Consider the following 17,905-nt stretch of genomic DNA (forward strand, 5'->3'; position numbering starts at 1 on the left):
CGTGCTCCGGACAGCCGCGGAAGGGATGCGATGGCGGCACGAGTGCATGCCGAGGAGGCGCCGCCGGGTGACGGTGGCCCGCGTCGGCGCGGCCCCGGCAGGCCGCGCAACTCCGACGGCGCCCGCACCCGCAGGCACATCCTGGATGTCGCCGCGCGCTGCTTCGCGCGCACGGGGTACGACGACACGTCGATGCAGGCCATCGCCGACGAGGCAGGGCTCGCGCGCACCGCGCTCTACAACTACTTCCGCACGCGGACGGACCTGGCCCGGGCGGTGTTGCTGGAGACCTCGGGCGATCCCGCCGGCTCCGGCATCCTGCGCAGGTTCTGGGAGATGTCGCCGCCCAGGGGGGAGAGCGCCCGTGCCCGGCTGAGGTCACTGCTGACAGCGGGGCTGGAGGATGCTCTCGCCACGCCTGAGCTCGGGGAGCTCTACCTCCGGCTCGCGCGCGAGAGCGTGCACGACGCGGGCCTGCGCGCCGCCCTGCGCGACTACGTCAGGGGCCTCCGGCGTGCCGTGGACGCGATCCTCGCCGACGCGGTGGCGGCCGGCGAGCTCGAGCCCGGCATCGACCGCGAGGAGCTCGTCGACGGCGTGCTCGGCGTCTCCTGGTCGCTGGCGTGCGGTTTCTCGGCGGCACCCGACGAACGGGTGCGTGCCCAGGTCGTGAAGGCGCTCGACCTGGTCCTCCAGCTGCCCGGATGGCGTGGTCCCGCAGAAACGACGTTGTGACAGTATCGACAACGGGGTGGAGGCGGTGGAGCGCGCCGCGTCCTTCGTGCAGGGTGCGACGGTGCTTCCCGCTGTCGTGTACTGCGGTGCGGAGCTGCTCGCGCCGGGTCGCTCCTGGCACGACGGGATGGAGCGCTTCCTCGTTCCGGAAGGCGAGGCGGGACGTCGTTTCGCGGAGTGCTTCGCCTCGCCGTTGGCGAAAGTCCGAGCACGCTCGGACTTCACGACCCAGGCCTGGCGCAAGTTGGGCACGAACGTGGCGGGCAACGGGCTCGCGGCGCTGACCGGACGGCTGACCGACGCCCTGCGGGCCCCCGAGCTCGGTGCGGTGGCACGAGCGCTCGTGGCGGAATGCTTCACGGTCGGGGCCGTGGAGGGGCGGCGCTCGACCCGGCCGATGCGGCCGCCGTCGTAGGGCTGCTCGCCGACCAGGACGCGGCCGGCACCTCCATGCCGTACGACCGGCGTGCAGGTCGAGCCACCGAGCACGACGCGCTCTACGGCGCGGTCCTCCGGGTCGCCGCTCGACACGGCGTACCGACACCGACGACGCGGACGATCGCCGCCCTGCTCGCTGCGGGAGAACCCACATCGCGTGCTTGACGCGCATCGACCAATACCGTTCGATGAGGTAGCTCATTAGACGCGGAGGTCGATGTGGAGATGCGCAGCCTGGGGGGCTCCGGAGTACGGGTGTCTTCCCTCTGTCTGGGCACCATGATGTTCGGGAGCATGGGGAACGCCGATCGCGACGAGTGCGTCCGCATGGTGCACCGATCCCTGGACGCAGGGGTGAACTTCATCGACACCGCGGACGCCTACTCGCGCGGTGAGTCCGAGGTCATCATCGGCGAGGCGCTGAAGGGTCGCCGCGACGACGTCGTGCTCGCGACCAAGGCGTTCAACCCGATGAGCCGCGATCCCAACCACCGCGGGTCCTCGAGGCGCTGGATCGTGCAGGCGTGCGAGGACAGCCTGCGCCGGCTGGAGACCGACTGCATCGACCTCTACCAGCTGCACCGCCCCGACGAGAACACCGACATCGACGAGACGTTGGGCGCGCTCTCCGACCTGGTGCGGCAGGGCAAGGTGCGGATGGTCGGCTCCTCGACCTTTCCCGCGGAGGCGATCGCGGAGGCGCAGTGGTGCTCCGAGCGGCGGGGTCACGTCAGGTTGAGGTGTGAGCAGCCGCCCTACTCGATCTTCGTCCGGGGGATCGAGCGCGACGTTCTGCCGACCTGCCGGCGCTACGGCATGGGGGCCATCGTCTGGAGTCCGCTGAACGGCGGCTGGCTGACGGGAAAGTACCGTCGCGAGGCGGGTGGTGTTCCTGACGAGTCGCGCTTCGCCCGGCTCCAGCGCGGCGCATGGCGGTTCGACTCTCCGGGTGCAGAGCGCAAGCTCGACCTGATCCCACAGCTCGAGCGGGTCGCCGCGGATGCCGGCACCGACCTGATCGGCCTGTCTCTCGGCTTCACGCTCTCCCATCCGGACGTCACGTCGACGATCATCGGGCCGCGGACGATGGAGCAGCTGGAGAGCCAGTTGCCCGCCGCGGAGCTGCAGCTCGGCGACGCGGTCCTGGACTGCGTCGACGAGCTGGTACCGCCGGGGGAGACCATCTCCCGCACGGACGTCGCCTACGAACCGCGGGCGCTCAGGCACGTGGCCAAGCGGAGGATCGCGCGTACGTGAGCGCTTCCGAATTGGCGAAGCTCAGGTACAATTATCTCCCTGTATCGGTGCCGGCGCGTCGAGCCGGGCTGCACCGCCCCACCACGTACGGAGGAACGCTGCAATGAAGCCGCGCGTCGGGCAGTCGCTCGCCAGCACTGTCGACTCCACGACCGTCATCGTCATCCGGTGGCCGGACGAGGACCTCGCCGTCACCTGTGGCGGGATCGAGATGGTGCTCAAGGGTGCCGCGGGGGAGCCGAAGCGGACCCCCGACCCGTCCCAGATGGACGGGACCCAGCTCGGCAAGCGCTACGCGGACGACGTCATCGGTATCGAGCTCCTCTGCACCAAGGCGGGCCAGGGCACGCTCGCCGTCGGCGGCGTCGCACTGCCGCTGAAGGATGCGCGGGCGCTGCCCGCATCCGACTGATCCCAGATCCCCCGGCCCGGCAGCCGGAGTCCGCCGTGACCGCTGCCGGGCCGGTCATCACATCCTCGCCCCCGCGCTCCGCCATCGGGTGGCGATCTCGTCGATCGCGCGGGCGCACTCGAGCGGGGCGTCCACCGGGACGTGGTGGGTTGCACCCGGCACGCGGATCGTCGGCACCTCGGTCGGCGCGAGTGTGCCGATGAGTGCGGCCGCGTCATCGTCGACGAGGCCGCTGTCGCCTCCGTAGACGTAGCCCAGCGGCACCCTGAGCGTGCGGGCGGCTTCGGCCACCTCGGCGTCGTAGAGGGGCGGGAATCCGCGGTGGTCGTGCTTCCACGTCCAGCCCTCCGCCGTCTCGCGCACCGAGTACGCCGCAAGCGTTGCAAGCACGTTGTCGGCGGGCTGGCGCTGCGGGGGCATCAGGCGGAACCGTGCCATGGCGTCCTCCCGCGTGGGGTACCGGCGCTGGACAGGCGGCTTGCGGGTGTTCTCACGTGCGAGGAACGCAGGCGGCGGTCGCAACGCGGCGTCGACGAGCACCAGTCCGGACATGCATTGCGGGTGCGTCGCCGCGGTGAGCAGGCCGACGCGCCCGCCGAGGCTGTGGCCCACGACGAGCGGGCGGGTCGAGCCCGCCGCGTCGAGCACGCCGAGCAGGTCCCGCCCCCACGTGGCTGCGTCGTACCGCTCGCGGTGGTCGCTGTCCCCGTGCCCGCTCAGGTCGAGGGTGATGACCCGCCAATGGTCCTTGAGAGCGGGAACCACGCGATACCACCACCCGTGGTGCGCGCCGGAACCGTGGACGAGCGCCACGTCCTGCTCGCCCCGCCCGGAGACGGAGAACCGGACGTACGCGCCGTCGACCTCGACCGACTCCTGCAGTTCAGGAAGGTCGGTCGGGGGATCGTGGACCGTCAACGTCGACCTCCTGAGCGAGCCGAGGCGTCGTCGCCTCGGCCGGATCACAGCACACGGCCACCGCATTTCGCGAGCCCTCGTCGCAGGTGAGCTCGGAGTGAGCCTTGACACAGCGCGGGGCGTCCCGCAGGCTGTGCACCCGGTTAATGAGGCAGATGAAGGGCCGATTTCGATCCTCCGCGGGCGGCATCGAGGGTCGGCACCCCGAACGGTCGAACGAGGCCGGTCCGCGCCAGCAGCGCGCGCGACCAGGCTGCTCCGCGCCCGAGCGTCCCGCCCGCCACCGCGATCTGAGTAAGGGGCTCCAGATGGCCGATGACGTCCGTGAACAGCGATCCGATCCAGCATTCCTGCGACTGATGGACGGAGTGCAGAAGGTCATCGGTACGGCGCTGCTCGTGGTGACCGGCACGACCGTTCTCGTCCTCATGCTGCACGTCGTGGCCAACGCGCTCAGCCGCTCGTTCCTCAACCGGCCCCTCGAGGGCACGCTCGAGTACGTCGGCAACTGGTACCTGCCGGTCGTCGTGCTCCTCGGTCTGGCGGTGGCGCAGCAGCGCCGGCAGCACATCGAGGCGAGGCTGCTCTTCGACCGCGCGCCGCGCTCGATCCAGATCGAGTTCCAACTGTTCACCTACCTGCTCCTGATCGCGCTGTCGTTGATCATCGCCTGGTACAGCTACGTCGAGGCGTGGCGGAACCTCGGCGTCGGCCTGACCGCGGGTGTCTCCGGCGTGGTGATCTGGCCGGTCACGTTCGCCGTACCGATCGGCTTCCTGCTCTTCGCGATCCAGCTCCTGATCGACGGCGTCCTACTCGTCCAGAGCAAGGGCGCGACCCTGGCGGAAGGTGCGGAATGAGCATGGACACCACCCGAGAGGGTCCCGTCCCTCCTACGAACGCCGCGCCGGTCGACGCGGTCGGCGCCCCACTCGAAAAGGTCCCGCCCACGATCCCGGCACCTGTCACCAGCGGCGGTGAGCACCAGCAGGGGAGGGCCTGGCTCTGGCGCCTGGTGAACTACGGACTGCTCGCAGTACTGGCCGCCGTGATGGTGGCGGACACCGCGCCGGAGGTGAACGGCGTCGCGGCCGTGGCGATGATGCTGGTCCTGCTCGGGATGAAGGTCCCGATCGCGGTCTGCATGATCGCGCCGGGCGCGCTGGCGCTGGTCTTCATCTACGAGTGGGACACGGTCACCACGATCCTCGGCGAGCTCCCCTACGAGGAGACGGCGTCCTGGTCGCTCAGCGTCGTGCCGATGTTCATCTTCATGGGCATGATGCTCTGGCGCTCGGGCATCACGACCAAGCTCTTCTTCGCGATGAGCCTCGTGTTCAACCGGGTTCCTGCGTCGCTGGCGGTCGGGACGAACGTCGCCGGCGGTGGCCTCGCCGCCGTCAGCGGCTCGACGGTCGGCGTCACGTACGCACTCGCCCGGATCGGCATCCCCGAGATGCTGCGCGCGGGCTACGACAAGCGCCTGACCCTGTCGGCCGTCCTGATGTCGGGTCTGTCGGGGCAGCTGATCCCGCCGAGCGTGCTGCTGGTCATCTATGCGGGCGTCGCCTCCGTGCCGGTCGGTCCGCAGCTGCTCGCGGGGGTCGTCCCCGGGGTGCTCCTCGTCGTCTGCCAGGCCCTCGCGCTCATCCTCCTGGGAGTCGCCGCGCCGAAGCTGCTCGGCGGCAGGGAGAAGGTGCGCGAGCGCCGCATGGAGATCGCGCAGATCCCGATCGCCACGAAGGTCCGCGCCGTCATCGCGTGCTGGCCGGTGCCGATCATCATCCTGGTGGTCCTCGGTGGCATGTTCTCCGGGTTCCTGACCGAGACCGAAGCCGGTGCGCTCGGTGCCCTGCTCTCCCTGATCCTGACCCTGTGGACGCACCGTCGTGCGGCGTTCAAGGAGGTCAAGATCGCGGTCGTCGAAGCGGCGGTGGCGTCGTCGGCGGTCTTCTTCATGCTGATGGCAGCCGGGCTCATGTCGCTCGTGCTCGCCGACAGCGGCCTGGCGACCGCGCTCGCGACCTGGGTGACGGACGCGAACTTCTCACGGGTCGGGTTCCTGCTCGTGATGTTCGCGGTCTACCTGGTGCTCGGGGCGGTCGGCGAGACCCTCGTCGCGATGCTGCTGACGGTGCCGATCCTGCTGCCGCTGTTCCCGGTGCTGGGTATCGACCCGCTGTGGTTCGGGGTCTTCGCGGTGCTCTGCGTCGAGCTGGGCATGATCACCCCGCCGGTCGGCACCCTCTCCTACATCGTGCACTCGATCGTCCAGGACAAGGAGGTCAGTCTCGGACAGAAGATCACACTCAAGGACATCTTCACGGGTGTCGGCTGGCTGCTGCCCGTCAGCGTGGTCGTGGTTCTCATCCTGATCGCGTTCCCCGGCCTGGCGACGTGGTTGCCCAGCAGCGGCGGTTGACCCGGAGACGCAACGTCAGGCGCGGCGCCCGGTCACGGGCATCTGCTTCGTGATCACCTTCTCGGCCAGCGTCTCGTCCGGGCCGAGGCCGTCGTCGGGTTCGACGTCGGGCTGCTCGAGCATGTCACGGCGGAGCAGGAGGGGGACGACGACGAGTGGGCGACGGATGCCGCGCCGGCAGCCCAGAAGACGGCCGCGAGGGCGGCGAAGGTCGGGTACGTGACACCGGCGATCTGCTGGGCGCCGATCACGGTCGCCGCGGCGATGACCGCACTCGAGGTGGAGGTGCCGACCGAGCGCAGGAGGGTGTTGAGCCCGTTGGCCGACGCCGTCTCGGTGACGGGCACGAGCCGCATGACCAGCGCGGGCATCGCGCCGAACGCCAGCGAGGTGCCGACCGACACCAGCAGCGACCCCACGATGATCTGCCAGAGATCGTGGCTGAGGAAGACCCGCCCGACGTAGGCCGCACCCATGGCGAGCGCGCCGACGGCGAGGGTGACGTGCGCGCCGACCAGCCGGGTCATGAGCGCGGAGAGCGGGGCCACCGCACCGAAGACCAGCGCTGTGGGCGCCATGAGCAGCCCGGCCGTCACCGTATCCAGGCCGAGGCCGACCCCGGTGCTGGTGGGGAGCTGGAACAGCTGCGTCGTCACGAGCATGTTCGCGAACATGCCGAACCCGGTGAGGACCGACGCGATGTTGACGAGCAGGACCGCGGGCCGGGTCGCGATGCGCAGGTCGACGAGCGGCCTGCGGACGCGCAGCTCCAGCGGGATCCACAACGCCAGTACCAGCGCGCCGCCGATCGCGCAGCCCAGCGTGAGCCGCGAGCCCCAGCCCCACTGTCCGCCCTTCGACAGCGCCAGCAACAGGGCGGTCAACGCGGCCGAGAGCAGCATCGCCCCGCGGTAGTCGAAGGCGCCGCGGGTGCGTATGGGGGACTCGGGGACAGCGAGCAGAACCGCGACGAGCATGACCGCGCCCGCCCCGCCGGTGATCCAGAACAGCAGGTGCCAGTCGTACTGGGCGACCCAGCCCGCGAGCGGGAGACCTGCGCCCGCGCCGATCGCGAGCGTCGCGCTCATCAGGGCTACGCCGAGCGGCACCCGCCGCTCCGGCAGCTCGTCGCGCATGATCGCGATGCCGATGGGGATGAGGGCCACCCCGACCCCCTGCAGGGTGCGCGCGGTGATCGCGCCCGCCAGGTCCTGGGTGAGTGCACCGAGGAGCGAGCCGCACACCATCACGACCAGGCAGCCGGCCATCACCAGGCGCTTGCCGAACATGTCGGCGAGCCGGGAGGTGACCGGCGTGGCGACTGCTCCGGCGAGCAGTGTGGCCGTGACCAGCCACGACGCGTTGTCGGGTGTCGTGTCGAGCAGATGCGGCAGGTCGGCCAGGAGCGGGACGACGAGTGTCTGCTGCAGCGAGGTCACCGTCCCGCACAGGCACAGGGTCCCGATGAGCAGGGCCGGTCGTGGGCGGGAGTTCGGACAGGAGTGGGGCACGGCGCTCCCTCGGTCAGTGCGCACACGCGATGAGCTCGAGTAGTATCAGCCAGATTAGATAACCTTTTGTCTTACTGGGTGAAGGTTTGCCCACAGACCACTGGCCCGCCGATGAGGAGTCCTTGTGAGCGAGTCGAGCTCGGTCGCCGCCGAACCCGTGCTGGTGGAGCGCCGCGACCATGTCCTGGTCATCACGATCAACCGCCCGGAAGCCCGCAACGCCGTGAACGAAGCGGTCTGCCTCGGGGTCGGGGACGCGATGGAGGAGGCCGATCGCGACGTCGACGTCCGCGCGGTGGTGCTCACCGGCGCAGGCGACAAGGCCTTCTGTGCCGGCGCCGACCTCAAGGCGATCATGCGCGGCGAGCGGATCATCCCCGAGGGAGAACGGCGGCAGCGGTGGGGCCTCGCGGGGTACGTCGGCCACTACATCGGCAAGCCGACGATCGCCGCCGTCAACGGCGCCGCCATGGGCGGTGGCACCGAGATCGCGCTGGCCAGCGATCTCGTCGTCGCGGCCGAGACCGCCTCCTTCGGATTGCCGGAGGTGCGGCGCGGCCTCGTCGCGGGGGCCGGGGGAGCCTTCCGCCTGGCCACCCAGCTGCCACACCGAATCGGGCTCGAGCTGTTGTTCACCGGCGAGGCGATCGACGCGACGCGGGCCCTCGCGCTGGGCCTGGTCAACCAGGTCGTGCCGGCGGCCCGAGTGCTCGACGCCGCTGTCGCGCTCGCCCAGAAGATCGCGGCCAACGCCCCCCTCGCCGTGCAGGCGACCAAGCGGATCGCCCTCGGTCACCACGGGTCCGAGCGCCCCGCCGACGCGCCGCTCTGGGAGCTCACGGCACAGGAGGGAGCGGCGGTGAGACACCCTCTGTCAACCTCCGGGTCAGGCTGCTCGTCCGAGGGCGCGGTTGCGGTTGGCGACGTGGACGTTTTCGTCGTAGAGCATGCCCTTGGTCAGGCAGTGCCAGAGGATCTCCAGCCAGCGGTTCCCGAGGGCGCGCAGGGCGGCGTGGTGTCCCTTCTTCGCGGCGATCTTGGCGTCGTAGAACTCGCGGGCCCAGCCGCTTCGGGTGAGGCTGCAGAACGCCCATTGGTGCACGGCGGCGCCGAGGTATCGGTTGTGCGCGAGGCGTCGGGCGACGACGAAGTCACTCTTGCCGGAGCGTCGGGTGACCGGAGCTTGGCCGGCGTAGCACTGCAACCCGTTCGGGGAGTCGAACTGGTCGATGTGCTCGCCGATCTCACCGGCGACCCGAGCTGCGAGGCGGTCTCCCAGGCCGGGGAAGCTCAGGTAGATGTCCCCGCCTGGGAATGCCTTCCCCGGGTCGGGGTCCTCCACGATGTGATCGCGGCCGGTGCGGCGTCCGCCGAGCAGGAGCTCGCCCATGCGGGCTTCCCAGCCGCGGCGGGCCTCGTGCAGCGCGAGCAGCTGGACCGCGGCCAGGCGGATCGCGGCGGCCTTGGCCCGCACGAGGTAGTCCCGGGTGGGCAACGACGGCGCGGCGAGCGCGTCGATGACACGGTCGGCGAACCGGGCGGGCCAGCCGTGGCGGCCCGCGCGGGCGAACGCCTCGAGTTCGTCGCGGGAGGCTTGGGCGAGTTCGGCCTGGGTCGACCAGCGCTGCAGCAGCCGCAGCACCGTCGGGGCGCCGAGGTCGGTGCCCGCGAGGGTCAGGGCGGCGGGGTAGGTGGTCTGCAGGTCGGCGCGCAGCCGGTTGAGCAGGCGGCGTTGGTCGCGGGCGGCGCGTTCGTCGTCGCGACCGATCGCGCGCAGCTCACCGCTGATCTCCCCGTGCGGCACCAGCGTCTTCAGGGTTTGGTGGCGGTCGAGGGCGAGCAGGCAGCAGATCCGGGCGTCCTCGGCGTCGTCCTTCTTCCGGGCCGGGCCGCGGCGGCGCGCGACCAGGTCGGGGTTGACCGGCAGCACGGTGAACCCGGCATCCAGCAGTGCCTCGACCAGCAGGCCGTGGCGGGTCTCGATGACCACGCGGACCTCGGCCGGGTCCGGTTCCAGGCGCAGGGCGCGCTCGATCAGGGCGGCGACACCGTCCGGGCCGTGCTGAACGCGAAACTGTTCGATCACTCCTTTCTCGACTGTCCCGAGGGCGACGTCATGGAACTCTTCAGCCCAGTCGATGCCGATTCCCAGCACCCGCGTGTCTCCTTCCGCCGAGAGCATTGTGCTCGGCGGACCAGGAAGGCGCTGCGTCGTGCTGATGAACCAGTCCTCGTGGGACCACACCCTCCTGGGCGTCAGGCCTTCGCCGGGGCCCGGCAGGGGCGCCGTCTCACATCAGTCCTCAAGGGACAAGCGCCGAAAGCGCTCCCTGCCGGGATCCACCGTGCGAAGGGAAGGTAGACCCATCAGCGCCTCCGCCGACGCCAAGGAGGGGCCCCGCGCCTTCGCCGAGAAGCGCGACCCCGTCTTCACAGGGCGCTGAGCAGTGTCCCTCGTCAACCTTCAACGGCTCGTCGAGGTGCACGCTGACGTCGAGGTGGACGTTGACGCCGACCGGGAAGGAGTCGGGGGCTGACCGGCGATCGCGGTGCTCCCCGCCGCGGCGGGGAGCAAGGCCATGACCACCAGAAGGGCGACGAGCGCACCGCAGCCGGCCGCCGCGACGACGAACGTCAGCGTGTAGCCCGACTCCGTCGGCAGCAGCGCGCCGAGCGGTGTCGCAGAGGCGAGCAGCGCGCCCGTGCCCGCGCTGCCGATCGAGCCGCCGAGGGTGCGCAGGACCTGGTTCATCGCCGTGGCGCTGCCGGTCTGGTCCTCGGGTACGACGGCGAGGATCATCATCGGCATCGCGCCGAACGTGACCCCGATCCCGAGTCCCTGCAGGAAGAGGCCGACGAGCACCTGCCAGAGCTCGTCGTGGTACAGGGCCAGAAACGCCATGTCGATGCCGACCAGCGCCGGGCCGAGCGGCAACAGCAGGCGCGGGTCGAGACGCCGGGTGACGAGCCGCATCAGCCGGTTCGAGAGTTGGCTGCCGATCGAGGTCGGCAGGAGCGCGAGGCCGGCGCCCAACAGGGTCAGCGCGAATCCGTAATGCGCCGACACCGGGGTCTGGACGAGCTGGCTGACCGCGGAGGACCCGGCGAAGAGCATCGCGCCGAGGCCGAGCGCAGCGATGTTCGCGGCCGCCATGTCGCGGTGCCGGAACGCCCGCAGCTGCACCAGCGGGTTGTCGATGCGCAGCTCGTGCCACGTCCACGCGGTGAAGGACAGCACGGCGGCCACGGCCAGCCCGATCACCGCGGGGGAGGACCAGCCCCAGGCGCCGCCCTGGCTCACCGCGAGCAGCAGGCTGGTCAGCGCGCAGGCGAGGAGCACGGCGCCCGCGAGGTCCAGCCGGGTGCGCTGCGCCGGCCGCGACCGATCACGGCGCGGGGTGGCGACGGCGACGCCCACGAGGGCGAGCGCGGTGAACCCGGCGGCGAACCAGAACGCGGCGTGGTACTCCCAGATCTGCACGATCAGCCCGGTCACAGGGAAGCTCAGCCCTGCGCCGGTCACCGTCGTGATCGAGAGCGCCGCGACGGCTCCGCGGACCTTCTCGGCGGGGAGGTGCGCCCGGGCGGTGGCCATCGTCATCGGGATGATCCCGTAGGTCAGGCCCTGCATCGTCCGGCCGACGACGAGCTGCGGGAACGAGGTCGCCATGGCAGCGACCACCGAGCCCGCGAGCACCGTGGCGAGTGTCGCGAGGAGCACCGTCCGCCGGTAGGGCCGGTCGCACAACGCTCCGAGGACGGGGGTGGCGATGGCGCCGACGAGCAGGGCGGCGGTCAGCACCCACTGCGCCGTCCCGCGCGGGACGTCGTGGCTGTCGGCGATGGTCGGGATCAACAGCGCGCCGAGCGATCCGACCACCGAGGTGCAGAGCCCGCAGTAGACGAGGGTCATGAGCAGCCCGCGCGACCGGACGGTCATCATCGGTCGAGCAGCCGATTGAGCAGGACTATGGCGTGCTCCAGCACGGCCCGCTCGGCGTCGTCGAGCTGCTGCTCGATGCCTGTGGTGAGCCACGACGTCCGTGCCAGGCGCGCGTGCTCGAGCGCCACCCTGCCGCGGTCGGTGAGGTCCAGGAGAAGCTTGCGGCCGTCGTCCGGGTCGTCGCGCCGGACGACGAACCCCTCGGAGACGAGGTCGGCGACCGTCTGGGCCATCGACTGCGGACGGACTCGCTCGCGGGCGGCGAGCCCGCTCGTCGTCTCGGCCCCATGGTCGCGGAGCCGGGCCATCACGGCCAGGTGGTGCGGCGGCACGGAGCTCTCTGCGCGCAGCCTGCGGGCCAGGCAGCCGCTCACCACCGTCAGGTCGGCGGCCGTACGCGCGGCCTCCGACCTCGTCGCCGGGCCGGGTTCAGCGGGAGCCATTCGCGAGAATCTACAGGCAACCTGTGCAGATCACCTGCCTGCTGCCCACCACACCGATCCAGGACTCGCCGGAGGCCCTTCGTGAGCACTGCCATCGACCCCAGCGCGACCCCGGCTCCGGACGGGACCTCATTGCTGGAGCTGCTCGAGCTCGAGTCGCTCGGACGGGACCACTTCTTGGCGGGGAACGTCCACGTCGTCGATCCGACGCACCTCTACGGGGGGCAGGTGGGCACGCAGGCGCTGCGTGCCGCCACCGCAACCGTCCCGGCCGACCGGGAGGCGCACTCCCTGCACGCCTACTTCCTGCGCCGTGGCGACCCGGCACGACCGATCGAGCTGCGGGTCGAGCGCGACCGCGACGGGCGTTCCTTCTCCGCCCGGCGCGTCGTCGCGAGGCAGGGCGACGAGGTGCTGCTCACGATGGCCTGCTCGTTCGCCGTGCCCGACGACGCGCCCGATCACCAGGCCGGCCCGGCGCCGGACGTGCCCGCGCCGGAAGGGCTGCCCGTCGTGGCGGAATCGCACCTCGCGTCCATGGAGTTGCGCCTGCCGCCGCAGCCGTACTCCGACGGCCCGTACCCGACGCGGGTGTGGGCGCGGTCGCAGTTCCCCCTTCCCGATGACCCGGCGATGCACGCCTGCGTGCTCACCTACGTCTCCGACCTGTACGCGGGCACGGCGGGCTTTCCCGGCGCGGCGGACCACGTGGGCTCGAGCATCGACCACGCCGTGTGGTTCCACCGGCCGGTACGGATGGACGACTGGGTGTTCATGGACCTCGTCCCGGGCACGATCGCGCGCGGCCGGGCCTGGTACGAGGGCACGATCCACGACCGTGCGGGGCGCCTCGTCGCCTCGATCGCACAGGAGACCCTCTTTCGCCGCAGGTGCTAACAAACATCTACCTTGTTTACAGATTTAGCCCGATTCAACTACTGTCGGGCGGAGCGACCATGTCCCAGTCTGTGAGGTGCCCGGTGCCAGAAGCCGTGATCGTCAGCGCGGTCCGCACGCCCATCGCGACCGCCCGCAAGGGCACGCTGAGCGAGACCCCTGCCGAGGAGCTCGCCACCCACGTCCTCGTCGAGGCGGTGCGGCGCTCGGGCCTCGCGCCCGAGGAGTTCGACGACGTCATGCTCGCCGAGTCGATGTACGGCGGTGGCGATCTCGCGCGGTACGCGGCGGTCGCCGCCGGCATGACCCAGGTCGCGGGGCAGGCCGTGAACCGGCACTGCGCCGGCAGCCTGACCACGGTCGGCAACGCCGCGGCGTCGATCCGCGCCGGCATGGATCGCGCGGTGGTGGCGGGCGGGGTGCAGTCCTCCTCGCTCGGACCGCAGCTGACCTGGCGGGTACCGGGTACCGCGGACGAGACCCAGACCCGTATGGCGCCGACGTTCCCGCACACCGAGGACGCGAACGACGACGTCACGCTGTCCGTGGGCTGGAACCTCGCCGTCAAGTACGGCCTCTCCCGGGAGGCGATGGACGCGTGGGCCGTGCGCTCGCACGCGCGGGCGGTCGCCGCGATCGACGCGGGCGTGTTCGAGGCCGAGATCGCGCCGATCAAGGTCACGACCACGGACGGGTCGGTCACCGAGTTCGCCGTCGACGAGGACCCGCGCCGCGACTCGACGATGGAGAAGGCGGCGCGCCTCAAGCCCCTGCACCCGGAGATCGAGGGCTTCTCGATCACCGCGGCCAACGCCTCCGGCGTCAACGACGCCGCCGCCGCGCTCGCGCTGGCGAGCGATGCGTTCGCCGCCGAGAAGGGACTCACCGCGCTCGGCTCGGTGCGCGCGTGGGCCGCCGCGGGCGTGCAGCCGAAGTACACCGGTGACGGCGCGCTCGACTCGATCCGCAAGGTCCTGCCGCGGGCCGGGCTCTCGGTTGCCGACGTGCACCTCTGGGAGATCAACGAGGCCTTCGCGTCCGTTCCCGTGGCGGCCTGCCAGGAGCTGGGGATCGACGAGGAGCTCGTCAACATCTACGGCAGTGGCTGCAGCCTCGGCCACCCGGTCGCCGCGAGCGGTGCGCGCATGCTCGCCACCCTGACCCACGAGCTCCGCAGGCGCGGGGGCGGGATCGGTGTCGCCGCCATGTGCGCGGGCGGCGGACAGGGTGGCGCCGTCGTCATCGAGGTCTCCTGACCATGCAGATCAAGCGGATGGCGGTCGTCGGGTGCGGCACGATGGGCACCGGGATCATCCAGGTGGCCTCACAGGTGGGCATTGAGGTCGTCGGCGTCGAGTCGACCGAGGAGGGCGTCGTGCGCGCCCGTGAGCGGGTCGGCTCCGGCCTCGACGCCACCGTCGCCCGCGGCAAGATCACACCCGAGCAGGCGGCCGAGGCGCGCGGGCGCTACAGCATCGGCACCGACCTGAGTACGATCGGCGGCGCGGACATCGTGGTCGAGGCCGTGTTCGAGGACGTCGAGCTGAAGAAGCGCATCCTCGGCGAGATCGACACGCTCGTCGGGCCGGAGACGTTCATCGCGTCGAACACCTCGACGATCCCGCTCGTGATCCTCGCGGGGGCGACCAGCAGGCCCGAGCGCGTCGTGGGACTGCACTTCTTCAACCCGGTGCCCGCGATGAAGCTGGTGGAGGTCATCAAGACCCCGGTCACCGCCGCCGAGCATGTGCAGGCGATGGTCGGTCTCGCCGAGACCATGGGCAAGAGCCCGGTCGTCGTGAACGACGTGCCCGGCTTCGTGGGGAACCTGCTCATCGTGCCCTACCTGCTGGACGCGATCCGCGCGTACGAGCGGGGCGTGGCCGACATGGAGTCGATCGACTCGGTCATCACGCTCGGCTTCAACCACAAGATGGGGCCGTTCCGGCTGAGCGATCTCATCGGGCTCGACATCGTGCACGACATGGCCGCCTCGATGTACGAGGAGTACAGGGACCCCAAGTACTTCCCACCGCCCTTGCTCAAGCAGTACGTGCGACTCGGCTGGCTGGGCCGCAAGACGGGCCGAGGGTTCTTCACCTATGACCAGTGAGGCGCCCGCGCGCGCGGGCGGCCTCGTCGAGGTGCTGCAGGCGTGGGACGACGACCTCCGCTCTGCCGACCCGCTCCGGTTCCCGGCCTACCGGGTCCCGGGGCCGGGCGAAGACCCGGTCCGCACCGCGCGGGTCGCACTCGACGGTGCGGAGGCCGTCTGGGTCGACTGTGACTTCCGGCGTAGCGGCGGCACCATGGGTGCGGTCGCGGGCGAGCGCATCGTGCGCGCCTACGAGCGGGCTACGCAGCTGCGGCTGCCCGTCGTCGCGACGGTCTCGACCGGTGGCGCCCGCCTCCAGGAGGGCATGGTCGCCCTCGTCCAGATGACCCGGACCGCGTCGGCCGCAGCCCGGCACGCGCGCGCCGGGCTGCTCTCGGCGGCCTACCTGGGTTCGCCGACGACCGGAGGGGTGTTCGCGTCCTGGGCGTCGCTCGCCGGCGTCCGGGCGGCGGCCCCCGGAGCCGTCATCGGGTTCGGCGGCCCCCGGGTCGTCGCCCAGGTGACCGGCGAGGCGCCACCGTCCACTTCTCACACGGCCGAGTCCGCGTTGCGGCACGGCCTCGTCGACGCCGTGGTGCCCGAGTCCGACCGGTGGGCCTGGCTCGCCGCCGCAGTGGGCGGCCGGCCCCACGCACGGCTCGTTCCGCCCCCGGGCAGGCCGGGCTCGCCGGACCCGACGCCGCTGCCCGCCGACCCCTACGAGCACCTGCTGCGCGCGCGTGGGCCGCGGCGGCCCGGCGGGGTGGAGTGGGCCTCATGGGTCACCGACTCCTGGGTCGAGCTCGCGGGCGCCGACCCCGCGATGCGCGCCGGCCTCGGCACGATCGCCGGAGAGCGCGTCGTCGTCGTGGCGATGGACCGCTTCGCGGGGCTCTCCCCGCTGCACCTCCCTGGTCCCGGCGCGTTCCGCCTCGTGCAGCGGGCAGCCCGGCTTGCCGGCCGTGTCGGGCTCCCCCTGGTGACGTTCGTCGACACCCCGGGTGCTGATCCCGCCCCGGATGCGGAGGCAGGCGGGGTAGCGGGCGAGATCGCCGACACGCTGCTCGCGATGGCCGAGCTCGCGACCGTCAGCGTGGCCGTCGTCGTGGGGGAGGGCGGCAGCGGCGGCGCCATGGCCCTCGCCCATGCCGACCGGCTTCTGATGCTCGAGGGCTCGGTGTTCTCGGTGATCGGCCCGGAAGCGGGAGCCGCGATCCTCTACCGGGACGCCTCCCGCGCGCCGGAGCTCACGCGCTCCCTTCGGATGACCTCGGGTGAGGTGTTCCGGCTCGGCGTGGCCGACGACATCGTCGGCGAAGAGCCCGAGCTCGTCCGCGTCGCCGTTCAGGACGCGCTCGCGACGGCGACTGCGGGCGCCCGTGACGTCCGTACCCAGCAGGTGACGGCGCGCGCGCTCGCCGCGCGGTAAGCGACCCAGGAGGGAAACACAATGGCCGAGAGTCTGTTGCTCGCATGGGCGAGCCCGGCGTCACAGGAGAGCCTCGCCGAGTTCGACACGTGGTACGACGAGGTCCACATCCCGGAGCTGCGGGCGGCGATTCCGTCGATCTCGCGGGTGCAGCGATTCCAGCTCGTGGATCCCGCCAACGGTCCCACTGGTCGGTACCTGGCCGTCTACGAGATGGACGATGCAGACGTCGCGGCGGCCGCGGCGGCGCTGGGCGGGGGCGTGAAAAGCGGTCGGATCCGGATGACGGCGGCCATGGACACCGCGATCACGCCGCCAGTGACCCAGTGGTACCAGGCGCACCAGGCCTGATCCGCGACGTGGCGAGAGACAGACGCAACTCGACAGAGCAGGGGCTCCTGTGAAGAAGACAGTCAAGAAGACCGGTGACTACGGCATCGGTCAGATGATCCATGTGGTGCACATGTCCGACGACGCCGAGAAGCTGCGCCGGTTCTACGAGGACGTCCTCGGTGGGCTGGTGTACATGGGCGTGGACGAGGTGAACTACCTCCCCGTCGAGGACCGGTACGCCACGCTGATCATGATCAACGACCTGTGCATCGAGACCATGGCGCCGAAGATGCCCGCGGACGTCACCAAGCCGGTCGGCAAGTTCTACTCGAAGTTCGGCGAGCACCTGCACTCGGTGGGCTACAAGGTCGACGACCTCGCCGGGTTGGCGGACCGCCTGCTGGAGAAGGGCGTCTACATCGGGGCGCCCGGTGGCGGCAAGATCGAGAAGCTCGACTCGGAGACCACGTACTTCTACCCGAGCCCGCGGGACACGGCAGGCCTCATGGTCGAGCTCTGCAAGACCGACATGCCGAACGACCCGCGTGACCTCGAGACCTGGTCGTCGCAGGTGAAGCAGTGGCGCAACCACCCCCTGACCATCGAGCGCTTCACCTACGTCACGCTGGGGGTGAAGGATCTCGAAGCGGCGGTCAAGATCTACGTCGACACCATGCAGGCCGTGCCGGTCGAGGACGGCGTCGACGACGACATGAAGGCCAAGTTCCAGACGCTGCAGCTCGGCGACTGCCTGCTGCAGCTGGCCGAGCCGTTGGAGGCCGACTCCGACCTCGGCCGGCACGTCGCGCAGTGGGGCAACATGATCTACAGCCTGCGCTTCAAGGTCGCCGACATCGAGTCGGCGAAGGCGTGGCTCGCGACGAAGGACGTGCGCGTCCACGAGCTTCGGCCCGGCCTGATCGTCACCGACGTCGCGGACAGCTTCGGGGCACCGATCTTCTTCAGCACCGAGGAGATCGAGGGCGACCCGTTCGCGAGCTGACACCCGAGGGGCTCAGCGGGCCCGGTACCACTGCGGACAGCACTGGTGCCGGGCCCTCCGGCCGTCCGG

At 71.0% G+C, this 17,905-nt stretch carries 18 protein-coding genes and 1 pseudogene; 14 read left to right on the forward strand and 5 right to left on the reverse strand.

Translation table 11 applies throughout. The features are described 5' to 3' along the window. The first annotated feature begins 30 nt into the window (after window positions 1-30). The 5 genes from FB558_RS18500 (at window position 31) to FB558_RS18520 (ending at window position 2,842) form a co-directional block, all read left to right on the forward strand. Entirely contained in the window at window positions 31-735 is a 705-nt protein-coding gene (locus FB558_RS18500; protein ID WP_142055151.1) for a TetR/AcrR family transcriptional regulator, read from the forward strand. Beyond that, window positions 710-1,150 carry a ketopantoate reductase family protein gene (locus FB558_RS18505; RefSeq protein ID WP_342787404.1) on the forward strand — a complete coding sequence of 147 codons (441 nt, stop codon included), beginning with the start codon at window positions 710-712 and terminating at the stop codon, window positions 1,148-1,150. The genes FB558_RS18500 and FB558_RS18505 overlap by 26 nt, the downstream gene beginning before the upstream one ends. After that, entirely contained in the window at window positions 1,087-1,338 is a 252-nt protein-coding gene (locus tag FB558_RS45720; protein WP_142055155.1) for a ketopantoate reductase C-terminal domain-containing protein, read from the forward strand. Before FB558_RS18505 ends, FB558_RS45720 begins: the two co-directional genes overlap by 64 nt. Before the next feature lie 60 nt (window positions 1,339-1,398). Next, window positions 1,399-2,430 (forward strand): aldo/keto reductase, encoded by a 1,032-nt coding sequence (locus FB558_RS18515; RefSeq protein WP_342787405.1) that lies wholly within the window; start codon window positions 1,399-1,401, stop codon window positions 2,428-2,430. A gap of 103 nt (window positions 2,431-2,533) precedes the next feature. Next, on the forward strand, window positions 2,534-2,842 hold the full coding sequence (locus FB558_RS18520; protein WP_142055159.1) for a hypothetical protein: 309 nt from the start codon (window positions 2,534-2,536) through the stop codon (window positions 2,840-2,842). 57 nt (window positions 2,843-2,899) lie between these two features. Here FB558_RS18520 and FB558_RS18525 read toward each other — a convergent pair whose 3' ends face one another. Then, the gene (locus FB558_RS18525) at window positions 2,900-3,760 is read right to left on the reverse strand and encodes an alpha/beta fold hydrolase (RefSeq protein ID WP_170231392.1); all 861 of its coding nucleotides are present in this window, start codon (window positions 3,758-3,760) and stop codon (window positions 2,900-2,902) included. A 359-nt stretch (window positions 3,761-4,119) separates the two neighbouring features. Here FB558_RS18525 and FB558_RS18530 point away from each other — a divergent pair, with 359 nt between their 5' ends. After that, window positions 4,120-4,620 (forward strand): TRAP transporter small permease, encoded by a 501-nt coding sequence (locus FB558_RS18530; RefSeq protein WP_170231393.1) that lies wholly within the window; start codon window positions 4,120-4,122, stop codon window positions 4,618-4,620. 2 nt (window positions 4,621-4,622) lie between these two features. Next, window positions 4,623-6,182, forward strand: coding sequence for a TRAP transporter large permease (locus FB558_RS18535; protein WP_170231394.1), 1,560 nt, complete (start codon window positions 4,623-4,625; stop codon window positions 6,180-6,182). 53 nt (window positions 6,183-6,235) lie between these two features. Here FB558_RS18535 and FB558_RS18540 read toward each other — a convergent pair whose 3' ends face one another. Beyond that, the gene (locus FB558_RS18540) at window positions 6,236-7,693 is read right to left on the reverse strand and encodes an MFS transporter (protein WP_170231395.1); all 1,458 of its coding nucleotides are present in this window, start codon (window positions 7,691-7,693) and stop codon (window positions 6,236-6,238) included. A 223-nt stretch (window positions 7,694-7,916) separates the two neighbouring features. On the opposite strand from FB558_RS18540, the pseudogene FB558_RS18545 reads away from it, so the two are divergent. Continuing rightward, window positions 7,917-8,414: pseudogene (locus FB558_RS18545) on the forward strand (enoyl-CoA hydratase-related protein); the annotation flags it as partial. A 165-nt stretch (window positions 8,415-8,579) separates the two neighbouring features. Here FB558_RS18545 and FB558_RS18550 read toward each other — a convergent pair. From FB558_RS18550 to FB558_RS18560, 3 genes are all read right to left on the reverse strand, one after another. After that, the gene (locus FB558_RS18550; RefSeq protein WP_281288572.1) at window positions 8,580-9,875 is read right to left on the reverse strand and encodes an IS110 family transposase; all 1,296 of its coding nucleotides are present in this window, start codon (window positions 9,873-9,875) and stop codon (window positions 8,580-8,582) included. Window positions 9,876-10,157: 282 nt separating this feature from the next. Next, window positions 10,158-11,636 carry an MFS transporter gene (locus FB558_RS18555; RefSeq protein WP_142055168.1) on the reverse strand — a complete coding sequence of 493 codons (1,479 nt, stop codon included), beginning with the start codon at window positions 11,634-11,636 and terminating at the stop codon, window positions 10,158-10,160. Further along, window positions 11,633-12,079, reverse strand: coding sequence for a MarR family winged helix-turn-helix transcriptional regulator (locus FB558_RS18560; protein WP_142055170.1), 447 nt, complete (start codon window positions 12,077-12,079; stop codon window positions 11,633-11,635). Before FB558_RS18560 ends, FB558_RS18555 begins: the two co-directional genes overlap by 4 nt. Before the next feature lie 81 nt (window positions 12,080-12,160). Between FB558_RS18560 and FB558_RS18565 the strand changes: the two genes are divergently transcribed. The 6 genes from FB558_RS18565 (at window position 12,161) to FB558_RS18590 (ending at window position 17,836) form a co-directional block, all read left to right on the forward strand. Next, window positions 12,161-12,976: an acyl-CoA thioesterase gene (locus FB558_RS18565; RefSeq protein WP_170231349.1), complete on the forward strand. Its 816-nt coding sequence runs from the start codon at window positions 12,161-12,163 to the stop codon at window positions 12,974-12,976. 83 nt (window positions 12,977-13,059) lie between these two features. Next, window positions 13,060-14,232: a thiolase family protein gene (locus FB558_RS18570; RefSeq protein ID WP_142055174.1), complete on the forward strand. Its 1,173-nt coding sequence runs from the start codon at window positions 13,060-13,062 to the stop codon at window positions 14,230-14,232. Between the two features lie 2 nt (window positions 14,233-14,234). Next, window positions 14,235-15,089 carry a 3-hydroxyacyl-CoA dehydrogenase family protein gene (locus FB558_RS18575; protein WP_142055176.1) on the forward strand — a complete coding sequence of 285 codons (855 nt, stop codon included), beginning with the start codon at window positions 14,235-14,237 and terminating at the stop codon, window positions 15,087-15,089. Beyond that, on the forward strand, window positions 15,079-16,500 hold the full coding sequence (locus FB558_RS18580; protein ID WP_142055177.1) for a carboxyl transferase domain-containing protein: 1,422 nt from the start codon (window positions 15,079-15,081) through the stop codon (window positions 16,498-16,500). The genes FB558_RS18575 and FB558_RS18580 overlap by 11 nt, the downstream gene beginning before the upstream one ends. Window positions 16,501-16,521: 21 nt before the next feature. Continuing rightward, the gene (locus tag FB558_RS18585) at window positions 16,522-16,851 is read left to right on the forward strand and encodes a DUF4286 family protein (protein WP_142055179.1); all 330 of its coding nucleotides are present in this window, start codon (window positions 16,522-16,524) and stop codon (window positions 16,849-16,851) included. Between the two features lie 49 nt (window positions 16,852-16,900). After that, window positions 16,901-17,836: a VOC family protein gene (locus FB558_RS18590; RefSeq protein ID WP_142055181.1), complete on the forward strand. Its 936-nt coding sequence runs from the start codon at window positions 16,901-16,903 to the stop codon at window positions 17,834-17,836. Window positions 17,837-17,905 lie beyond the last annotated feature (69 nt).

The sequence above is a fragment of the Pseudonocardia kunmingensis genome, assembly GCF_006716445.1.
GTDB classification, from domain to species: domain Bacteria; phylum Actinomycetota; class Actinomycetes; order Mycobacteriales; family Pseudonocardiaceae; genus Pseudonocardia; species Pseudonocardia kunmingensis.